The organism is Pseudoalteromonas sp. SG43-6, from assembly GCF_014164365.1.
GTDB lineage: Bacteria > Pseudomonadota > Gammaproteobacteria > Enterobacterales > Alteromonadaceae > Pseudoalteromonas > Pseudoalteromonas rhizosphaerae.
The window spans coordinates 1-20,230 of the sequence record NZ_JACJEZ010000019.1 but is presented as its reverse complement, the minus strand read 5'-3'; the positions used below and the strand labels follow the sequence as shown (position 1 = coordinate 20,230).

The 20,230-nt window shown below is 38.7% G+C and carries 16 protein-coding genes and 1 pseudogene; 10 read left to right on the top strand and 7 right to left on the bottom strand.

Annotation, left to right across the window (positions count from 1 at the left end; all coding sequences use genetic code 11):
• Positions 1–2: 2 nt before the first annotated feature.
• Positions 3–806 carry a DUF1338 domain-containing protein gene (locus H5201_RS09870; RefSeq protein ID WP_149980151.1) on the top strand — a complete coding sequence of 268 codons (804 nt, stop codon included), beginning with the start codon at positions 3–5 and terminating at the stop codon, positions 804–806.
• A gap of 82 nt (positions 807–888) precedes the next feature.
• Positions 889–1,713 (top strand): transporter substrate-binding domain-containing protein, encoded by an 825-nt coding sequence (locus H5201_RS09865; protein ID WP_182784487.1) that lies wholly within the window; start codon positions 889–891, stop codon positions 1,711–1,713.
• A gap of 76 nt (positions 1,714–1,789) precedes the next feature.
• On the opposite strand, the pseudogene tnpA reads toward H5201_RS09865, so the two are convergent.
• Positions 1,790–2,127: pseudogene (gene tnpA / locus H5201_RS23550) on the bottom strand (IS200/IS605 family transposase).
• Between the two features lie 552 nt (positions 2,128–2,679).
• Between tnpA and H5201_RS23170 the strand changes: the two are divergent.
• Together H5201_RS23170 and H5201_RS09850 are read left to right on the top strand one after the other, a co-directional pair.
• Entirely contained in the window at positions 2,680–2,919 is a 240-nt protein-coding gene (locus H5201_RS23170; protein WP_259399680.1) for a hypothetical protein, read from the top strand.
• A 583-nt stretch (positions 2,920–3,502) separates the two neighbouring features.
• Positions 3,503–6,460, top strand: a complete 2,958-nt coding sequence (locus H5201_RS09850; RefSeq protein ID WP_182784485.1) for a TonB-dependent receptor — start codon at positions 3,503–3,505, stop codon at positions 6,458–6,460.
• A gap of 471 nt (positions 6,461–6,931) precedes the next feature.
• Here the strand turns inward: H5201_RS09850 and H5201_RS09845 are convergent, their stop codons facing one another.
• Together H5201_RS09845 and H5201_RS09840 are read right to left on the bottom strand one after the other, a co-directional pair.
• Complete coding sequence (locus tag H5201_RS09845; RefSeq protein WP_145235968.1) at positions 6,932–8,212, bottom strand: flavohemoglobin expression-modulating QEGLA motif protein; 1,281 nt, start codon at positions 8,210–8,212, stop codon at positions 6,932–6,934.
• Positions 8,213–8,278: 66 nt separating this feature from the next.
• The gene (locus H5201_RS09840; protein ID WP_149980150.1) at positions 8,279–9,178 is read right to left on the bottom strand and encodes a redoxin family protein; all 900 of its coding nucleotides are present in this window, start codon (positions 9,176–9,178) and stop codon (positions 8,279–8,281) included.
• 162 nt (positions 9,179–9,340) lie between these two features.
• On the opposite strand from H5201_RS09840, the gene H5201_RS09835 reads away from it, so the two are divergent.
• From H5201_RS09835 to H5201_RS09820, 4 genes are all read left to right on the top strand, one after another.
• Positions 9,341–9,598 (top strand): DUF3081 family protein, encoded by a 258-nt coding sequence (locus tag H5201_RS09835; RefSeq protein WP_149980149.1) that lies wholly within the window; start codon positions 9,341–9,343, stop codon positions 9,596–9,598.
• 2 nt (positions 9,599–9,600) lie between these two features.
• A complete protein-coding gene (locus H5201_RS09830; RefSeq protein WP_182740900.1) occupies positions 9,601–9,903 on the top strand; it encodes a hypothetical protein in 303 nt (100 codons plus the stop codon).
• A 107-nt stretch (positions 9,904–10,010) separates the two neighbouring features.
• Complete coding sequence (locus H5201_RS09825) at positions 10,011–11,609, top strand: AbgT family transporter (RefSeq protein ID WP_149980148.1); 1,599 nt, start codon at positions 10,011–10,013, stop codon at positions 11,607–11,609.
• Positions 11,610–11,751: 142 nt separating this feature from the next.
• A complete protein-coding gene (locus H5201_RS09820; RefSeq protein ID WP_182784483.1) occupies positions 11,752–12,291 on the top strand; it encodes a fused DSP-PTPase phosphatase/NAD kinase-like protein in 540 nt (179 codons plus the stop codon).
• A gap of 101 nt (positions 12,292–12,392) precedes the next feature.
• Here the strand turns inward: H5201_RS09820 and H5201_RS09815 are convergent, their stop codons facing one another.
• Positions 12,393–14,624, bottom strand: coding sequence for a carbohydrate binding family 9 domain-containing protein (locus H5201_RS09815; RefSeq protein ID WP_182784480.1), 2,232 nt, complete (start codon positions 14,622–14,624; stop codon positions 12,393–12,395).
• A 134-nt stretch (positions 14,625–14,758) separates the two neighbouring features.
• Positions 14,759–15,082: a ferredoxin FdxA gene (gene fdxA, locus H5201_RS09810; protein ID WP_145235999.1), complete on the bottom strand. Its 324-nt coding sequence runs from the start codon at positions 15,080–15,082 to the stop codon at positions 14,759–14,761.
• A 165-nt stretch (positions 15,083–15,247) separates the two neighbouring features.
• Here fdxA and H5201_RS09805 point away from each other — a divergent pair, with 165 nt between their 5' ends.
• The gene (locus H5201_RS09805; protein WP_182784478.1) at positions 15,248–16,858 is read left to right on the top strand and encodes an NAD(P)/FAD-dependent oxidoreductase; all 1,611 of its coding nucleotides are present in this window, start codon (positions 15,248–15,250) and stop codon (positions 16,856–16,858) included.
• Positions 16,859–16,930: 72 nt separating this feature from the next.
• Here H5201_RS09805 and H5201_RS09800 read toward each other — a convergent pair whose 3' ends face one another.
• A complete protein-coding gene (locus H5201_RS09800; RefSeq protein ID WP_145236005.1) occupies positions 16,931–18,232 on the bottom strand; it encodes a DEAD/DEAH box helicase in 1,302 nt (433 codons plus the stop codon).
• Between the two features lie 197 nt (positions 18,233–18,429).
• Positions 18,430–19,350 carry a 4-hydroxy-tetrahydrodipicolinate synthase gene (gene dapA, locus H5201_RS09795; RefSeq protein WP_182784476.1) on the bottom strand — a complete coding sequence of 307 codons (921 nt, stop codon included), beginning with the start codon at positions 19,348–19,350 and terminating at the stop codon, positions 18,430–18,432.
• Between the two features lie 170 nt (positions 19,351–19,520).
• Here dapA and H5201_RS09790 point away from each other — a divergent pair, with 170 nt between their 5' ends.
• Positions 19,521–20,174: a DUF6058 family natural product biosynthesis protein gene (locus H5201_RS09790; RefSeq protein ID WP_182784474.1), complete on the top strand. Its 654-nt coding sequence runs from the start codon at positions 19,521–19,523 to the stop codon at positions 20,172–20,174.
• The last annotated feature ends 56 nt before the right edge of the window (positions 20,175–20,230 follow it).

Here is a 20,230-nt window from a genome sequence, read left to right as displayed (position 1 = left end):
AAATGCACACAGATGTAAATGCCCTTTTTGACAACTTATGGCAAAACTACCTAGCGGTAACACCGTCAGCTGTAAAAGTTCATGAGCTACTAGGCTCGACACAACAAGATGATGTGATCAACGACCATATTGCACTACGCACTTTCAATCATGAAAAAATTGGTCTGGAAAAGTTAGCCGCCCATTTCTTAGCCGTCGGTTATAAAGAATGTGGTGAATATCATTTTGAAGCTAAAAAATTGTATGCTAAACATTATGAGCATAGCGATCCAAAGCAACCAAAAGTATTTATTTCTGAATTACTTGTAGAGCAATGTTCTGAGCAACTGCAAGCCATCGTTAATGAGCTGGTTGCCAGCATAGATGCAGATGCCGTAACCGCAGAAAACTTCTTATACTCAGGCACCCATTGGCAAGTAAGCTCTGAAACTTATAAACAGTTACTGGCTGAAAGCGAATATGCAGCGTGGATGTCAGCATGGGGTTACCGTGCTAATCATTTCACCGTGAACATTAATGAACTTGCCAAATTTGATAAAATTGAAGACGTTAACCAAGCGCTTAAAGATGCCGGTTTTGCCCTTAATATTTCAGGCGGGGAAGTAAAAGGCTCACCTGAGGTATTACTTGAGCAATCATCAACCCTTGCCGATGACTTTGCCGTAGAGTTTAGTGACACGACGATGAGCGTACCTAGTTGTTTTTATGAGTTTGCCCTGCGTTATGCGAAACCTGATGGTGAACTATATACCGGTTTCGTTGCTGCATCGGCCGATAAAATCTTTGAAAGCACCAATGCACGTTAATTATATAAAGCCCGCAAGGGCTTTTTTTAAAAGACAAAATTAAAGTTTCTTGTTATTTTAATAATAACAAAAAGGAACTTGTATGAAAATTCTGCTACTCATTTTCTGTGCTTTTATGCTGCCGAGCCTTGCCTATGCAAAGCAAGCTGTTACCCTTTTGTCTTATGAGTATTTTCTCACTGCAGAAGAGAAATCAATTGCTGATGAGCGCTACCTTGCTGCTTTTACACAAGCACTCAGTCATAAATTTAAAGTAGAGCAATACACAACTAACGTTGCTCGCCTGCTAAAGCAGCTCTCTGGTCAAACCGATGTGTGTAGTTTTAATATATTGAAAACACCTCAGCGCAAAAAACAATTTATTTTCTCTGCTATGCCCTCTTCCATGTTCTTGCAACGCAGAGTATTTGGACTGAAAGACACACTCAAAGATTTGCCTGAACAAGTTTCAATATCAAAGTTACTCGCAAATAAACACACCTTTGCCATACTTACATCTACTAGTTATCAAGAACTTGATAGTATACTGACAATGTACCAACATCAAATTGTGCCCATAATTGGTTCGGGTGATTTTTCCCGGTTAGCAAAACTACTCCTACATAAGCGTGTTGATATGATCATTGACTATGACGTGAGTGTTAAACACTTTTTAACTCCGCAGCAATATGCTGAACTAGATAGTCGTGAGATCATAGAATACCCAGAGTTTAATAGCGGCTACTTTGCCTGTAGCAGAACCCAAGTTGGCGCTGAAATGATTGAGCAAATAGATACACTTATGCAAAGTGCTAAAATGCACCAGCCCATAAAGCAATATCACTATGCTAATTTTGCTCCTGAAATCGCTGAACGAATTATGACTATTTATAAAACCTACTATAAACCAGATATTTATAAAGATTAATTTTACTTGTCGAAAACAAAGCAAAAAACACTTTCAACTCAATGATTATTAAAGAATCGACCGCAAGCGACTACGTTTATATGAGCCCTAACTGAGCGCCGTGCTTTTCTTTACTATCTAATTCGATTAGCTGGTTTTGCACATACGCTCTGATCGTACCTTCGTTTGCATTTCCTATCATTTCTTCAAAATAACTCTGAGTCCACAACTTACCACAAAAAAGTATCGCCTCTTTATGTCTGAATAAAGTCGAAAGAATTCTCTCGCCGAAATACTCTTTACTACCTGCATTATTTTACTAGGTGACATTTTCGGCTCACTTAGAACTACCATATGAATATGATCTTATGGTATTTCTAACTCAATTATATCAATATCATATTCGTAACCAATCTTTTGAATAATTGCTTTCATCTCTGATTTATAAGGTTCTGAGAACACTTTATATCGATATTTTGATATTTTGATATCCACACAAAATGGGACATTATCCTAAAAACGTGATGCGTATTTCTTTGAAGTTCCATGTTTTCGATAGTACAGACTGGGACAAGCCCCCCGAGATTTTCGCTACGCTCTGTTAAAATAAAAAATCTTATTTACTTTTTTGATATTTCTATTTTAGAAAGTAAACACTGCTTTTATTATCATGGCGCGTCATGAATGGTTCTTCACTGTGAAGCTGTACGTCAACAGTAAAGTGCTCTTAGCTGCGCATTACCTTACATTTTGCACTTCATCATACGCGGCTGTTTTTGCGTCCTACTGGAAGAAGGTCTAGCTTTGACTTAGCAACAAGCTGTGAAGTTGATTTTGTTGTCAGCCAAGGTGGAACAAGTGAGTATACTATTCATACCCTCCAATTAAGCGTGATGCGGATATTCGTGATGCACTTGAGCTTTAATTAATGATGCGCTTGTACAGCTACGAGAAACGGGACGTGCAATTGTAGAGCCAGAAGCTTTGATGGTTGCCAGCTGCGTAACCAGCGCTCTATCAGTAATGGATCAAGCTATTCGTAAGATCAAACATTGGTACTACTTAGATATCGGCATTTATGATTCATTCAGCGGTTTAATGTTAGATAAAGCAGCTTATCCAATAAACTCAATAAAAAAACACAGAGAGCTTATTGAATCTGTATTAGTAGGTCCAACCCTAAACAGCATTGATGTTGTGAGTGAAGCTATTGTGTTACCAAAATAATAGTGATCTGATCATCAGTCATATGATGGGCGCATATTCTCTAGCAACGGCAGCTGAGTTTAACTTCTTCAAACGTGCAAAAGTTGTAATATTAAATGCACAAGTTCACAGCCAAGTACTGACTAGTTAATTGGCAAGCTATTATTTCTTTGGTCATAAATAAATTAGCTTGGATCTATACATCGAAAGCCGCAGTTGCATATAACTGCGAATTTTATACCTCAAATATACTGCCATTAATAGCAACATTCCAATTAACAAAACAATAACGTCAATTTCTTAACTAGAATATTGATTTTGACGATTAAAAAAACACCTTTCTTATTAAACTTATTTATTAAAAACAAAGCCATACAAAGTTATAACTTTGCTACTTAGCAATTTACCTGACACTATAATTACTCACCAGACATGATTATTATTTAACAAACAACAGCAATAAACATTCTACAAAACAAAAAAACACCAATAGATTCACACTTAAAAATCATAAAAACTAAATATTTACTTTATTAACATTTGTGCTATTTTAATTAATGACATGTAATGTCAATTCTAATAAAAATATTTAGGGAAAATATAAATGAAGAAATTCAACAAAAAATTACTAGCGGCAACCGTCGCTGCAGCTGTTAGTATTTCAAGTAATGTATATGCTGCTGATACAGGTGGTTTAAAAATAAGAGTGACTGATAAACAGGGGCAGCCTATAGCAGGCGCAACTGTATCTGCGAAATCTCCTGAAAGTTTAATTGGAAAGCAAGCTGTTTCAGATAGTAATGGTTATGTATCATTACGAGGCTTAGACCCGTCAAGTCAATATATAATTGACATTACAGGTGCATCTATCCAGCCTTTTGAAGCAAAAAATGTTCGCGTTATTACTGATAAAAACTTAAATTTAAACTACGCTGTTGATGCTGCTAATGGTAACAGCGACATTGAAAAAATAGTTGTTTCAGGTCGTTCAGTTACTGCTATCGATACAACGTCGTCATCTACAGGTCTAGATGTAACGCTAGATATGACAGAATCACTCCCAACAGGCAGGAACTTTCAAAGCTACTTACAGTTAGTCCCTGGCGTTAAACCTTCAACAAATGGTAATCCATCATCTAAATCGGGTGTGAACTATGTTGATATAGGCGGTGAAGCAGGTAGTTCATCTGATAACGTTTATTATATTGATGGCGTAAATGTTACTGATAATGCGGACGGTACAGCTGGCGGCAATATAAATTCAGAAATTATTCAAGAGCAGCAAGTTTTAACTGGCGGTATTGAAGCTAAATATGCTGGCGGAGCTGGCTTAGTATCTCGTGTTATAACTAAATCGGGCGGTAACGAATTTCATGGTTCAATAAACTACTACTTCCAAAATGATAGCCTTGTTGGTGATTATGACAATGAATCAAAAAGTAAAAATAAGTTTTCGACCTATGATACTGCTATCACGCTTGGCGGCCCAATTATTAAAGATAAACTATGGTTTTTCGCATCTTACCAGCTAAAAAACCGCGAAGACGATATAACGAATACAGAAACGGGTGAGTTTAGCCATACTGTAGAAGATGATACAGATTTAGGATTTGGTAAAATAACTTGGCAAGCGACAGACAGAGACCGCCTTGTTTTTACTTACTTCAATGACCCAAGAGATTTATCAGGATCACGTTCAACAACAACCGTATATAACCGCCAAAGAACACAAAAAACGGGTGGTGACAATTATAAAATAGACTACTCTCATTCATGGGATGACTTTATTATTAATGCTGGGTATATGGAGCACGAAGCGGAGTTTTCTACTGTCGCTTTAGATAAATCAACACGCAGTGATATTGCTTTTTTAAGTACCTCACCTTCACAGTCACAAACAGATATTGGTGGTTTAGGTGCCGATACAATTCGTGAGCGAAATAAAAAAGCTGCTTACATAGATTTTACGTATTACTTAGACACTGACTTTGGTGATCATACTTTTGAGGCTGGTTATTCTGTAGAGACTAATGAGAATATTTCTAATAGTGTCTACAATGGTGGACCTCAATATAATTCAATAGCAGCATCAGACAGTGGCGTAACATTTGAAACATATGCGACGGGCCAATGGACGGGTGAGAAAGGATTAGCAGCGGCTGATTATACTCGTGTAGCACAAGCTTTGAATGATAGTGGTAACTTACATGGCGCAGACCTAAATAATGATGGTGTTATTAGCGATGATGAAGTAAAAGCCATTGTTTTTGACAGTACTGCAAATAACCCTACAGGTGATGTAAATGCATACCAAATAGAGCAAGTTCAGCAAGCTACTTCAAAATTAGAAACCAAAGGCAAAATGGCTTTCTTACAAGACACTTTTACAATTGATAACGTAACGATAAAAGCAGGCTTAAGAGCTGAGAAATGGGATCATATTGCATCAACAGGGGAAACTATCTTTACTTTTGATTGGGAAGTTGCGCCTCGCTTAAGTGTTATTTACGATATTTTTGGTGATGGTGACTCCAAAGTGTGGGCATTTGGTGGGCGTTACTACGATCCTCTTCGTACTGATATGACTTCATTTGCTGGTAACCTAACAGGATCTGTATTAGAGGAAAGAGTTTATGTTAATGATGATTGGGTAACGTTTAGAACGCGCGGAGGTGCAAAACAGCAAGATGCATTTTTCTCGCCAAGTACAAAAACCCCTTATACTGATGAGTATTTAATTGGTTATTCTACTAACTTAACAGACAGTACAAACATATCAGTAACATATACCAAGCGCACTACCAAAGATATTATGGAAGATTATGACTTGAGTATTTATTCTGAAGATGGCTACATGGCTGGTACAAGTCTTGAATTGCCACTTTCTTATTTTGGTTACGATGAGAATCCAGGTTCAAACTACGTTATTGGTACACTAGCAGGTGCTAAACGAGATTATGAAGGTATTGAGGTCACATTTAAAAAACTACGCGCTGATAACTGGTTTATGTTAGCGTCTTATACTCATAATGATGCTAAAGGTAACTCTAACTCAGATGGTAATGCTGATTTCCAAGGTGACTGGGAAATTCTAGATCCAAGAGCACCGAACATGTACGGTAAGCAACCTGGTAATGTAGAGCATCAATTTAAGATATTAGGTACGTACTATTTCGATAATAATTTTGAAGTCGGTGCTGTTTATAATTGGAACTCAGGTACCCGCTACAGTAAAGCACAACTGATTTCAGGCCGTTATTTACCACTACAAGTTGATGAGGCCTATGAATTTGGCGGTTATGAAACTAATTGGGTGGCTGATAACTCTGTAGGTAGTGAGGTTACTCCATCATACGGAACATTGGATATCCGAGTTAAATATACTCATGACTTTGATCAATATAAAGCCGAGTTTTTCTTAGATATTTTCAACATTCTGGATGACCAAGCCACTACAGTAGAGCAAGGATTAGCGAGCGGTGATGGTAACTTTGCATTTGGTGAAGCAACTGATTGGGTAGAACCGCGCCGTTTTTATCTAGGTGCACGCCTTTCATTCTAATGTGTTAATTTAAAATTATTAGCAATACTAAATACCCTTTTTCAATCAGATAAAGGGTATTTTATTTTATTTCAACTCAAATACCTATTGCGAAATACTTATAGATAAACTGATTAGATAAACCCCATACTCCCAAGACTTTCACACTATCATTTACCAAGTACAATAAAGTGGATTGAGTTAAATAACGGGTGTCAATAAACCACATAATAAGATGACACGTAGTTACATGATACATTTGAGCACTTGCTACAGTACTGTGTAAAAATATAAATAGCTGTAGGTTGAACTTTTTTCACGCCTAAAGCCCCACTTATCAACAATTGAATAGTTATCATGCTCCACATGTATTGTGTAAAATAAATTCGAGCGGATAGTGAGATAATTATTGATATAAAAGTTACTTTTATCCCCCTTTTCAGAGGGTAATTCAAGAAAGCATTTTTTAAAATGGTCTTTTACTTATATAAATCAAATAAATAGTGGTTTATAGTCGTTTTCTAACTGTTCAAATGACAAATCACCAATAAAACGGCCAAAACTAAGCCACGTTGCTAAACCGCGTAAATCTTTAAAATGTGGTGGAACAAACTTAGGGTCTTCAATTACACCTAAATCATGTAATTGCGATATTAGTCTAAAGTCATCAATCGAGATTTTACCCACTAACAGCAAAGGTAATTGATCGATGCGGCCAAGTTGTATCGCAACCCGAATTAAATTGTAAACCAATACAAACCCTTTGATATAAGCGATATCTTTAGTAAATGGCAAGCCTGTTGCGGTACTGCCACGAAATACTCGCTGGGCCAATGTATAGCTCTCATCTTTACTCAAGCCTTGAGCAACATAATCACGATATATATCAACAAACTCAGCTCCATCAATTACCTTGGTCACCGCTTGAATACGATTTACTAACTTCGCTAAACGACGAGGGGTTGATTTAAGGGTGATGATTTCGGTTAGTACCGCCAGCCCTTCTTGTGTCACTGTTGAACTTGGCGTGCCTTTACTTAAACAGGTTAAGTATGGCTGAGCTAAACCATTTTGGGTTGTACCGACGTGGATCCAGCCCTCATGTACTTCTAAAATATCAAGCTCACGTTGAGAAAACTTTACGTCTTGATTTAGCTTAATATTATTAGCACCAGCAGCTGCATCACTGACGATCCCATCACTAATAACCACTTCAACATCGATACCTGGCATGCTTAAACGTACTTGTTCAGCAAGAATTCGAACGGCTTCATCAGCATCTATATTTTTAGGATCATCTGGTAAAATATCGGCCGCCAATAGATTTTTGAGCGGTAACTCAAGCATATTTGCAAGCTCTGATAACGATGGCTCACCGGCATGAAATAAATCTTTTGGATGACCAAACAACTCTACAGATAAATCATGAAATTCAGCAGTGCCACGGTATTCAAGCATACTCAATACTGTTTTGTACTCGCTGCACATTTTACTCATATATTGAGCGATAGGATTGAGTTGCCCAAGCTGGCTAATGATATTACGGTTTAGATCAGAAAATGCTTGGCGTAGCTCGCTAGGTACAAAACCTAGATCCCGTTGCTGATAATAGGCTTTATCAACCAGTGGATTTTTTTGACATTTTTGTCTAAAAAACTCTTCTTTTATGCTTTTATCCCAATTAATCGCATCTAAAATACGAATAGGGGTTTGTAGGGCGATTAATCTATCTGATAATTCGCGAGTTTTAAGTAATAACGCCTTATCTATCATGCTCTAAGCTCACTGATGAATGAGCCTAGAGGATAGGCTAGATTTGCTCATTTTCAAAGCAAATTATTACTTACTTTGCAAATTCACAGGGCTAGAAAAATCGCTGATACGATTGACCATGTGTCCATTTTTATAAATGACCAAGGTAGGCACACTACTGATTTTATTATCAATAAATAAATCATTACCGTGATCAATGTACACCGGATGTATGACTTTAAATTTTTCGATATATTCATCAACAGCGGCTTGATCTGTCCATAATTGGCTAACCCTAGCTTCAATATCAATTCCCTGATTGGTTAATAAATTGATTTGCTTTTGAGCTGCGGCACAGTTTGTTGCCATCTTCGGGCGAGTGTCAGCTAAATACCAATCACACCACGTTGCCGTATATAATATTGCCTTTAAGCCATGCTCTGGAATAACTAAAGCAGTCGCAACTTGCTTATTACCTTCATCTAACAAGCGGGCCTTTGCCACCACGCCGTCATGTGATAATAATCGCAGTGTATTATCAAGTGCTTTATCTGCTTGATGGCCTTGAAAAATCACTTTGCCCGTTTTATCGAGTAATACATGAAAAGGAGTGCCTATAAATTGATAATGCTGAGCAACTTTTGCGGTATGATCACTCATGATAGGCATGGTTAAATTAAACTGTTTTTTAACAGCTGCAACAGCAGTAGGATCATCATTTAGATCAATGTTAATCGCTATTGTATCAATTGTATCTCCATACTGTTCATAGGCCTGCTGAAAGTGTGGCATTTGCTCCATACAAGGCTTACACCACGTTGCCCAAAATTTTAAATACACAGGCTTTTTGCCAACGATTTTATTCAGCTCGAACAGTTCGCCCTGTTGGTTTTTTAAAACCAAATTTGACTCATTTGCTAACAAATGTTGACTGCTTGAAAAGTACAAAAAGACCCACAACAGCGTAATATATTTAGACTTCATCATTGTTATCCCTAAAATAAATACACCTTAGCATGGTCGCTTTCTTAGCTGATTGTAATTTTGCGACATCGGTGAACTTTTCGATCATTTATCATTACATGGTATAAACTAAATAGAGTTAGGTTTCGTATCAATTTAATTATCAAAGCAACATTTGGAGTAGTGATGAAAAATGACATCGAAGGAAAACAAATATTAGCTGTCTATGAGCAGATCATCCAACATGGTGAGATAAATAATGAAGGAAAACACTATAAAGGATTAACCGCATTTTCAGATATTGATGGTTATACCATTTACCTTAAAGGCAGTGGCGTGTTGCTTAGATTTGGTTTTCATAACACCTATCATCTCGATTATGAACATGAAAAGCATAAAGATGACTTCCTTAAAAAGCTGGAAAATATAATCAATGAGGTGTAATTGTGTATAACAGCAAACCGCGAATTCGCCCAGCTAATAAGCACAACCAACATACAGATTTTATAGCCAAGGTTGTGCAACAATTACGCGACGATGAAAGTAAGCTTGCCATAATTAAAGGTAATCTCGAGGAGTATCGGCAACAACAGTTCCTAAAGCGAGGATTTTTAACTGCAATTGAACGATTCGACTGGGTGTTTGAAGCTTCTGATAATATTGAAGATATTTGCCAGCAAATCTTAGCGGATGACTATATTGGCCAGCGATTACGCCGCTATCCGTTACTATTCAAAGGAATTCTATAGCCTAATTAACAGTTTATCGTACCCATCTGGTAAACCACCGTTTATTAATGATAATCATGCTTAAAAATGATAGATTGCGGAAATTTTTCAATTTTAAGAGCCTTGCTATGTCAAAAGCCGTCGACACTGCCGACTCATCGAGTGAAGAAAAACAATCGGGATTATTTAACCGATTTTTAGCCTCGGTTGAGTTTTTGGGGAATATGTTACCCCACCCAATCACCTTGTTTGCCCTATTTTGTGTGGCCATTATTGTTTTCAGTGGTATTGCTGATTGGTTTGGATTAAGTGCAATTGATCCTCGCCCAATTGGCTCCGCCGGTCGTGAACCTGACGGCGTTATCGAAGTTGTGAGTCTATTAAGTGCTGAAGGCTTACAACGTATCGTCACCGGTCTTGTTACTAATTTTACCAGTTTTGCCCCTTTAGGCACTGTGCTTGTTGCACTATTAGGTGTCAGCGTTGCCGAACATTCAGGGCTATTATCTGCTGCAATGCGTGGCATGGTAATGGGGGCATCTAAACGCTTAGTTACCTTTATGGTGGTATTTGCCGCAATATTATCTAATACCGCATCTGAACTTGGTTATGTTGTATTAATTCCTTTAGCCGCAATGATCTTCCATAGTTTAGGCCGTCATCCATTAGCGGGCTTAGCAGCAGCTTTTGCCGGTGTATCGGGCGGTTACAGTGCTAATTTATTGTTAGGTACGATTGATCCATTGCTTGCAGGTATTACGACTCCGGCAGCACAAATGATTGATCCAACTTACCAAGTTGGCGCTGAAGCAAACTGGTATTTTATGATGATTTCAGTTTTACTGATTGCCGTATTAGGCACCTTCGTGACTGAAAAAATCGTTGAACCCCGCCTTGGAAAATACAACCCCGATGATGCCAGTGCTGATCTGGCGCAAAATAATATAGAAGGCTTAACAGCTAAAGAAAAATCAGGCTTAAAATGGGCTGGATTTTCTTTATTGTTAGTATCGCTACTACTTGCTTGGACAATCGTGCCTGCAGATGGCATTTTGCGCCATCCTGAAACAGGTTTATTTGCCCACTCGCCTTTTTCTAAAGGGATTGTGGTATTTATTTTTATTACCTTTGGTATACCCGGTTTCGTTTATGGCCGTGTAGTAGGCACCATGAAAAATGATAAAGACGTGATCAACGCGATGAGCAAAAGTATGAGCTCAATGGGCATGTACATTGTATTAGTATTTTTTGCCGCGCAGTTTGTTGCCTTCTTTAAATGGACTAACTTAGGGACTATTTTAGCCATAAATGGCGCTGCTATGTTACAAGCCCTCAATCTGACTGGTCCTGAAGTATTTGTGTTATTTATATTAATGTGTGCATTAGTTAATCTAAGCTTAGGTTCTTCATCTGCACAATGGGCAATCACTGCGCCTATCTTTGTACCTATGCTCATGTTAATTGGCTATGCGCCAGAGACCATTCAGGCGGCTTATCGAATTGGTGATTCTGTCACCAACTTGATCACCCCAATGATGAGTTACTTTGGCTTGATACTCGCCGTTGCCACTAAATATAAAAAAGACATGGGAATAGGCACTTTAGTCGCCACCATGCTGCCTTATAGTATGATTTTCTTTGTCGGTTGGGTTGCTCTGTTTTATTTGTGGGTGTTTGTATTTGGTCTGCCAGTAGGGCCTGGCTCACCAATTTATTACACACCTTAATAACCGATAAATAATGCCAGCTGTTGCTGGCATTATTATTGAGTGACTCTAACGTGTTTGAAAAACTAAACTATCTGCTTTAATAATAGTAACTACTTATACAATTGTCACATTATTAGCAACTTCAACGAGATCTAACATCATGAAAATAGTATTTTTTATTATCACTTTAGCATGTTCTTTGATCAGCATAACAAGTTATGCGCAGCCACTCCCATCAGTAAATATAAAGTCCGTTGCATTAACTAATTATGCGCACCCGCAACAACACATCTATACTGCAGGACAACCTCCTAAAGAGCAATTTCAGCAGCTTGCAAAGCAAGGTATAAAGTATGTGATTAATTTACGCGGGGATGGGGAAAATAATTGGGATGAACAGGCTTTAGTGACCAATTTAGGACTGCAATACTTTTCACTGCCCATTTCATCAAGAGCCGATATCAATATCGAAAATGCAAAAAAACTGCAGCAATTATTAGCGCAAGCATCTGAGAGCCCAACATTACTGCATTGTGCAAGTGGTAACCGAGTTGGGGCACTGATTGCACTTTATAACGCAATAGAGCTTAACCAACCAATTGAAAAAGCGATTGAGACCGGTAAACAGTGGGGATTGAAAAGTCTTGAACCTGTGGTAAGAGACGCCATAGCAGCAACCTATGCAATAAAAGAGCATTAAAATAACACATTAGATGTATTGAAATATTCAACTATGACTTTAAATAGATCTAACAACAAAAAGCCCTTAGTTAAATACTAAGGGCTTTTTTTAAATGTAATTTAAAGCTGCCATGCATAACTTAATTTAGTAAAGAAAGTACGTTGATCGCGTTCTATACTTTTTAATGAGTCATCTTGATAGCCTTTATCTGAATAACCCAAGTAAAATAATGTTTGTGCATTAATTTTATATGAGTAAACAAGCTGACTGCCATAATCTCGGTTGATGTGATTTACAGCAAAGTAATAAGCATTTTGATTTCGGTCGATATCTTCAAACTGTAAAATCAGTTTCAGCATCGAGCGCATATTAAATTTATAATAAATTCGTAAATCGGTTAGATTCGCTGTAAATACATTTTCACCTTGTGGGTTATCTAAACGGCTATAACTGTGTTCAAGCTGTAGTTGCCAATGATCATTGATGTCCCAGGTAAGTTCTGGCTCTAGAGTAAATAAATCACCTAACTGCTCATTACTGTAATCTATTTTACTACCAAACTCACTATAGAGCGTAATACGTAAATCTTTGCTTGGGTTAAAACCACCATAAATAAAGCCGATATTTTGATTATAAAAATCATCTTTATAGCTCTCATTACGATGGATCAAACCAAACTCTAAGGATGACTGTAATTGGCCTTTTAAAAAAATATACCCTTCGTACTCTTCTTCAAGCAAGCTACCATCTTGCGCCCAGGTTTTGTCCCAATCAACATTATAAGAATATTCGGTTATCATCTCACTTGCGTCTAAGTACCAAGTTTGCCCGCCGCCTAGTAACGCTTTTTTATAATCCACTTTTTCTTGATAGCCAACATCGGTACGATAATCCTCACCAATATCTTCGTAACTGGCAAGTAGCTTATAATCCCTTTTCTCGCGAGAAAACTCGAGCTTATAAGCTTGATCAGATTGGTTTTTCTCCAAGCCATAGTTATCAGTTAAAAAGGCGGAGTTTTTAGTATCAGAGGTAGCAACTTGATACAACACACTATCTGTTTGATTAAACCAATAACTACCATCTACCGACAGTACGGTATTGTGATAGTCATTCGCTTCACGGTGGGTACTCATCACCCCTATAGTGCCCTGCTCGCCAATGTCGTATTGATATCGGCCAACCGCTGACTTTGATTTTTCAGCTAAATTAGCAAAGCCAGAACCTTGGTTAGTCGGTAAAAAAAGACTGGTATTTTCATCATCGGCATACATAAAGGCATAACTATGTGCATCTGTTTTACCGGTTATTTTGGCGCCAATTTCAGGCTCGGCAATTGTACGAGTATATAAAAGCTCAAATAAACTGCTTTTGAAATACGATGCACCATCTAAAAAGAACGGGCGTTTCTCAGCATAATAAATAGAGTATGTAGTATTGACATCCAACTCTAAACTATCGGTCTCTACTTGCGAGAAATCGGGATTAATGGTGGCATTAATAACCGCATCTTGGCTGATACCCCAACGTAAATCGAGTCCAGCTTCAGTCTCAATATCACCATTTTGCCAATCCCCTGGTATAGCCTCTTTGGCATCATTGCGAAGAGCGGTCAAGGTCGGTGTTAATTGAATATTTTTGCTCGGTTCCATGGCATTAAAGCCTGTTATTTTATCAAACTGGCAAAAACTGCATTTCACGTCGCGATCAAAACCTACATTGGATAATTGATATAAAACATCTCGAGGATAATTACGCCACAGCGCAACCCCCCAAGTCATATCGGCTTTATTTTTAGGAAAACGCAATGCAGTGAACGGAATGCGCATCTCTACGGTATAACCTTGGTTAGTTATTTGCCCCGCACTGTCCCAAATCGCATCCCACGATGGGTCTTCAGTCCAGCCATCGGTATCGGTCATGCGCATATCACCTTGTGCACCGAGTGGGTTTACGTAAAACTCATAACCTGTTCGCTCATCGTTGAAGGTATCAATCATCAATGCGACATTATCATCCGACCATAATGTATCGCGATCTCGAAGTGCTGCACGTATTTGACTGGCATCATTATCATAAGCAACAAAACCAAGATATAAATAGTTGCCATCTTCATAGATATAAGCGTCTGTTTTTACAGGTGGTGTGCCTTTTTCATTGGGTTCATTTTGATAGCGTAAAGGGATTAAAGTGGCTTGTTGCCAGTGCGGTTCGCTCAACTGCCCATCAAGATCAATACCTTGATCAATGTGCGCTAAACTAAATTGTTGTTGCTCAGCGTGTGCAAACGTACTACATAAAGCGAAAGCTAAAATCCAGACAGGTAACGTTATTAATTTTATATACTGCATAAACATCCATTTAATACTCAGTTACTCGGATGAGTAAGTTAAGTAGCAATTGTAATTCACGCAGGTACATTTGTTAATATTTTGATTGCAAAAATGTTATTTTAATTAACTAACCAAGGCAAAAAGCTGAGATTTTAGGTCTCAATTAACTTTAATTTATCGGCCACACCATTCCAGGTATCGGCATCTTCAGGGGCTGGTTTTACATCAGTGATACGCGGCCAAATAAGGGCAAGTTCGGCATTCAGTTCGGTGAATTCTTGTTGCGAATCAGGTAATTCATCTTCTTGATAAATTGCTTCAGCGGGGCATTCTGGAACACATAAACCACAATCAATACAATCAATCGGACTGATCGCCAAAAAATTAGGGCCTTCATAAAACGCATCAGCTGGACACACTGCTACACAGTCAGTGTATTTACACTTTATACAGTTTTCAGTGACTACAAATGCCATTTTAACGTTTGCCTAACATATCTTAATACAGCTGGAGATCATACCCAACCACAGCCAAAATACAATAAATAATCGCTGCCATCGAGGCTTAAATTAACGTAAAATAGTCCGCTATTGTGAGCAACTCGCGTCAGCGATTGCTAAGACACCTAACAGAGACTAAATATGATACGTTTAACAGAAATTAAGCTGCCACTTGATCATGGCGAAGATGCCATAAAGCAAGCAATTATAACTAAACTTGGCATTGATAACAGCCAACTCCATAGCTTTAATGTCTTTAAACGTGGTTACGATGCCCGCAAAAAAACCGCCATTTTACTTATTTATACCCTCGACATTGAGGTTGATAATGAAGCGCAATTATTAATTCAGTTTGATAAAGACCAACATGTAAAACCAGCCCCTGACACCAGCTATAAATTTGTTGCTCAAGCACCAGCAACAATCCAAGAACGTCCTGTGGTAATAGGCTTTGGCCCTTGTGGACTGTTTGCTGGTTTAATACTGGCGCAAATGGGGTTTAAACCCATTATTTTAGAACGTGGTAAAGAAGTACGTGAACGTACCAAAGACACTTTCGGTTTTTGGCGAAAACGTACTCTAAATACCGAGTCAAACGTGCAATTTGGTGAAGGCGGCGCAGGAACATTCTCTGACGGAAAACTTTACAGCCAAGTTAAAGATCCAAAGCATTATGGTCGTAAAGTGATCACTGAATTTGTAGCTGCAGGCGCACCAGAAGAAATTATGTATGTCAGCAAACCGCACATTGGTACTTTTAAGCTGGTTACAATGATTGAAAAAATGCGTGCAAGTATTGAAGCGCTCGGCGGTGAAATTCGTTTTAGCACCCGCGTTGATGACATCCTACTTGATGATGGCCAAGTAACAGGACTGAAATTATCCTCCGGTGAACAACTTGATACCCGTCATGTTGTGCTTGCGGTAGGTCACAGCGCACGTGATACATTTAAAATGGTATACGATAAAGGGATTTACGTTGAAGCAAAACCGTTTTCAGTTGGTTTTAGAATTGAGCATAAACAATCTATGATCGATGAATGCCGTTTTGGTGATAATGCTGGTAACCCGATCCTTGGCTCTGCAGATTACAAACTGGTTCACCATTGTCACAGTGGCCGTACTGTTTACAGTTTTTGTATGTGCCCAGGCGGTACTGTGGTTGCAGCAACCTCGGAAGAAGGTCGCGTGGTAACGAATGGCATGAGTCAGTATTCTCGCAGCGAACGCAACGCTAACAGTGCCATTGTTGTGGGGATTTCTCCTGAAGAAGATTTCCCAGGTCATCCATTAGCCGGTATTGATCTGCAGCGAAAACTAGAAGAGCAAGCCTTTGAACTAGGTGGTAGTAATTACGATGCACCTGCACAGTTAATTGGCGACTTCTTAAAAGGTAAAGATTCAAGTGACTTAGGCGATGTAAAGCCTTCATACACACCAGGTATCAAACTCACTGATCTAGCAAATGTGTTACCTAAATATGCAATTGATGCCATTCGTGAAGCAATTCCTGCATTTAATAAGCAAATTCGTGGTTTTTCATCAAACGATGGCTTATTAACTAGCGTTGAAACCCGTACTTCATCACCAATTTGCATTAAACGTGATAAGAGCATGCAAAGTATTAATACTCTAGGTTTATACCCTGCAGGTGAAGGCGCGGGTTATGCAGGTGGTATTCTTTCCGCAGGCATTGACGGTATAAAGGCCGCTGAAGCATTAGCGTTATCTATGCTTGAGAAAAATAGCTAAGTAGTTTTTCACTGTTCACAAAAAAGCCTCATTTATTGAGGCTTTTTTGTGTTAATGACTTAACTTATACCATTATTTCTTTAACGAAAGTTTGGCACCTTTGAGGGTTTTACGTACGTTTGAGATACGTGAACGGTTTTTAGCTCGCGCTTCACCAGTTGCTTGACCTGATGGTTTATTTGAATGGCTACGACGCAAATGCGATGGTTTTTTGCCAATTTTATCAATCAGTACTTCACGGTTACTTACTTCATAACCCGGCAAGTATTCACGCTGAATTTTTTGACCGATTAAGGTTTCAATTTCAAACAACATATTTTCTTCTTCGCGGCTAACAAATGAGATTGCTTGACCTTGTTTACCGGCACGACCTGTACGACCAATACGGTGTACGTAATCTTCAGCAAGCCATGGTAAGTCAATATTAATTACACGTGGTAGGTCATCAATATCAATCCCGCGAGCGGCAACTTCTGTAGCCACAAGCACACGTACTTTACCCGCTTTGAAATCACTTAATGCACGACGACGGTTACCTTGGGTTTTATCACCATGGCACACAGCAGCCGGGATACCATCTAAGTTTAATTCTTTAACTAGCTCATCAGCCGTTTCTTTCATGTTGACGAACACTAACACTTGCTGCCAGTTTTTCTTACCGATCAATTCAGAAAGCAACTCTTGTTTACGGCGCTCTTCAACTGGATAAACCACGTGATGAACGGTTGCAGCAGTGCTGTTGGTTTGATCAACACGGACAATTTCAGCTTGCTTGAGTACTTTGCTAGCAAACTGTTTAATTGCCGCTGGGAATGTTGCAGAGAACAACAAAATTTGGCGATCTTCAGCACAGCCATTGATCACTGTTTGCATATCACCAATAAAGCCCATATCAAGCATACGGTCAGCTTCATCGAGCACAAGATGTTGTACGTCAGCAAGGCTTAGATTACCTAAACGAATATGATCCAGTAAACGACCCGGTGTTGCGACTACGATATCGACACCCGCTTTTAAGCCATTAGCTTGACCTACCGTACTAACACCGCCAAATAAACTCACAGTTTTAAGCTTGGTGTACTTTGCAAAATCAGTAAAATTATTGGCAATTTGCTCTGCAAGCTCACGGGTTGGTGCTAGCACTAAGGCACGTGGCGCATTAGTTTTTGTGTATTCAACTTCAGATAATTTTTGAATAATTGGTAAAGCAAAAGCAGCTGTCTTACCGGTGCCTGTTTGGGCACTGGCTAAAACATCTTTGCCTTTACGTACTGCTGGAATAGCATTACGTTGAATGGGCGTAAGGGTGTGATAGTTAAGTTCATCTAACGCCTGAAGAAGTTCAGGGGCAAAACTAAAAGATTTAAAATTCATGCTGTATAACCTGCGGCCACATTATCAAGGGTCGCAAATTATACAGCAATTTAAGGCAAACAGTTAGTTTTTAAATATATAAACCAACTAGAATTACCTTTTCTCTTCTACAGCCATTTTTGTGTTTGACCTTTTCAAAGCATACTTTGCTAAGCAATAACAACAATGGTTGGCGATCTTTTAAAGCCCAAACTAAATTATGGCAGAATAATTGTATTTTCTAAATTTAATGGTGTGGCTTTAGAGCCACCTACAACAGCAACATCATCAAGTTGATTGATCAACGTAACCCCTTGCACTTGCTGCTGCTCATTTAATGGCACATAAGGTAATCTAAATACAGGCTTGACTGCACCTGTCATCATCAATGCAGTATTAATTGCAATTGGATTTGGCTCACAGAACAACCAACTGATCAAAGGTTGTAATGACGCGTTCAGCGCGTCGCTTTTGCTGTCCATTAATTGACGATACAAGCCAGGAATTAAATTAGAGGTTACCGAGATCACGCCATGCGCTTTATAAGTATGGCGAGCATCATGTGCTTCATCGTCATTACCAGACCAACAGGCAATACCTTGTTGCTCATAGTGATTAATGCGCTCATTACCACCGCACTCTTTTACGCCAATAAAGTTTTCATGTTGTGCCAACGGCTCAATAATGTCAGGGGTTAAATCTTGTCCTGTACGCCCTGCTACGTTGTAAATAAATGCCGGACCAATTGCCAGCACTCGTTTGAAGTGTTCAATCACACCGGCAATCGATGTGCGGCCATAATAAGGGTTAATTTGTAGCGCTGCGTCCATACCGCTGGCAAAGCCATACTCAGTCGCTTTAACGGCTTCGCGGGTATTGTTACTGCCAGTGTTACCAACAATCACCAACTTATCTGCATACTTATTAACGCTGTGCGCAATCAGCATTAAATGCTCTTCCCAGTTCATTAACTGGCCTTCACCTGTGGTTCCACCGACCACAATACCATCAACACCTGCGGAAATTTGTTGTTCAACTAAAAAATCATAGGTGGCTAAGTCAATTTCACCACTGGCTAAATAAGGCGTTTTAATTGCTGTGATGAGGCTTGCTTGTTTAATTTGTTCTAGGGTGCGCATAAAAAATTAATCTTAAAAAAACTTGCCGTAGTTGTAACATAAAAGCAGGCGTTTTCCGAGTGTTGCATAACTAATTAATTAAATTACTTGTGTTGTAGAGGTGCTTAGTCCAAAATAAACAACTGTATAAATAAACAGTATATTTATTTTCTAACCTTGAGTGCACTTTTATGCGTTTATCACGATTTTTAGCAACCCATTTTTATCACAGCGAAGAGCTTTGTCATGCCTTAGCAATCGATGAAGATACTCTTGCAATTTGGCAACAAAACGGGTTATTTCCAAAACCCAGTTACTGTATTAAAAATCAGCTTAGTTGTAGCTCTTACTCTGGTTTATATGAATGCGAAGAATACGACGACTTCTATCCACGAGGATGCGTTAACTGGGGACAAGGCTTAGCCAAGCAAAAAATTGATTCATCCAGTCAAGCCTTCAACTACTTTGCACAGCAATACAGTGCAAGTTTAACGAAGTTAGATCAACAAGGATTTGAATTTAACGAAGAGCTATTTGGTTGTGAATTAGAAGAGCACCTACAACAAGTATGGCAACAATTTTTATGCAGTAAATACGGTGTGCTAACTCAAAATGGCTTAATTGAAGAAATCGCCGCCGTTGATATTGGTCGCTTAGTTGTAGATGATATAACCGAATTACGCACAAAGCCAAACCTCACACAAGCAGAGCGAAGCAAATTACACCCTGCTTTAAAACTATTAAATCGCGCGCTTAGTCATGGTGCCGAACACGAAAAACAACATACCCTTCGTGCCCGTTATATTGATGCACTGGTGCTTAAATATGATTTATCGGTTAAGTGAAGAAAAAAAGTTTTAGGTTTTAGGTTTTAGGTTTTAGGTTTTAGGTTTTAGGAAAA

Coding starts and splice junctions, on each gene's coding strand:
- H5201_RS09870 (WP_149980151.1), top strand. CDS start 3: ATGCACACAGATGTAAATGCCCTTTTTGACAACTTATGGCAAAACTAC.
- H5201_RS09865 (WP_182784487.1), top strand. CDS start 889: ATGAAAATTCTGCTACTCATTTTCTGTGCTTTTATGCTGCCGAGCCTT.
- H5201_RS23170 (WP_259399680.1), top strand. CDS start 2,680: ATGGTTGCCAGCTGCGTAACCAGCGCTCTATCAGTAATGGATCAAGCT.
- H5201_RS09850 (WP_182784485.1), top strand. CDS start 3,503: ATGAAGAAATTCAACAAAAAATTACTAGCGGCAACCGTCGCTGCAGCT.
- H5201_RS09845 (WP_145235968.1), bottom strand. CDS start 8,212: ATGATAGATAAGGCGTTATTACTTAAAACTCGCGAATTATCAGATAGA.
- H5201_RS09840 (WP_149980150.1), bottom strand. CDS start 9,178: ATGATGAAGTCTAAATATATTACGCTGTTGTGGGTCTTTTTGTACTTT.
- H5201_RS09835 (WP_149980149.1), top strand. CDS start 9,341: ATGAAAAATGACATCGAAGGAAAACAAATATTAGCTGTCTATGAGCAG.
- H5201_RS09825 (WP_149980148.1), top strand. CDS start 10,011: ATGTCAAAAGCCGTCGACACTGCCGACTCATCGAGTGAAGAAAAACAA.
- H5201_RS09820 (WP_182784483.1), top strand. CDS start 11,752: ATGAAAATAGTATTTTTTATTATCACTTTAGCATGTTCTTTGATCAGC.
- H5201_RS09815 (WP_182784480.1), bottom strand. CDS start 14,624: ATGCAGTATATAAAATTAATAACGTTACCTGTCTGGATTTTAGCTTTC.
- fdxA (WP_145235999.1), bottom strand. CDS start 15,082: ATGGCATTTGTAGTCACTGAAAACTGTATAAAGTGTAAATACACTGAC.
- H5201_RS09805 (WP_182784478.1), top strand. CDS start 15,248: ATGATACGTTTAACAGAAATTAAGCTGCCACTTGATCATGGCGAAGAT.
- H5201_RS09800 (WP_145236005.1), bottom strand. CDS start 18,232: ATGAATTTTAAATCTTTTAGTTTTGCCCCTGAACTTCTTCAGGCGTTA.
- dapA (WP_182784476.1), bottom strand. CDS start 19,350: ATGCGCACCCTAGAACAAATTAAACAAGCAAGCCTCATCACAGCAATT.
- H5201_RS09790 (WP_182784474.1), top strand. CDS start 19,521: ATGCGTTTATCACGATTTTTAGCAACCCATTTTTATCACAGCGAAGAG.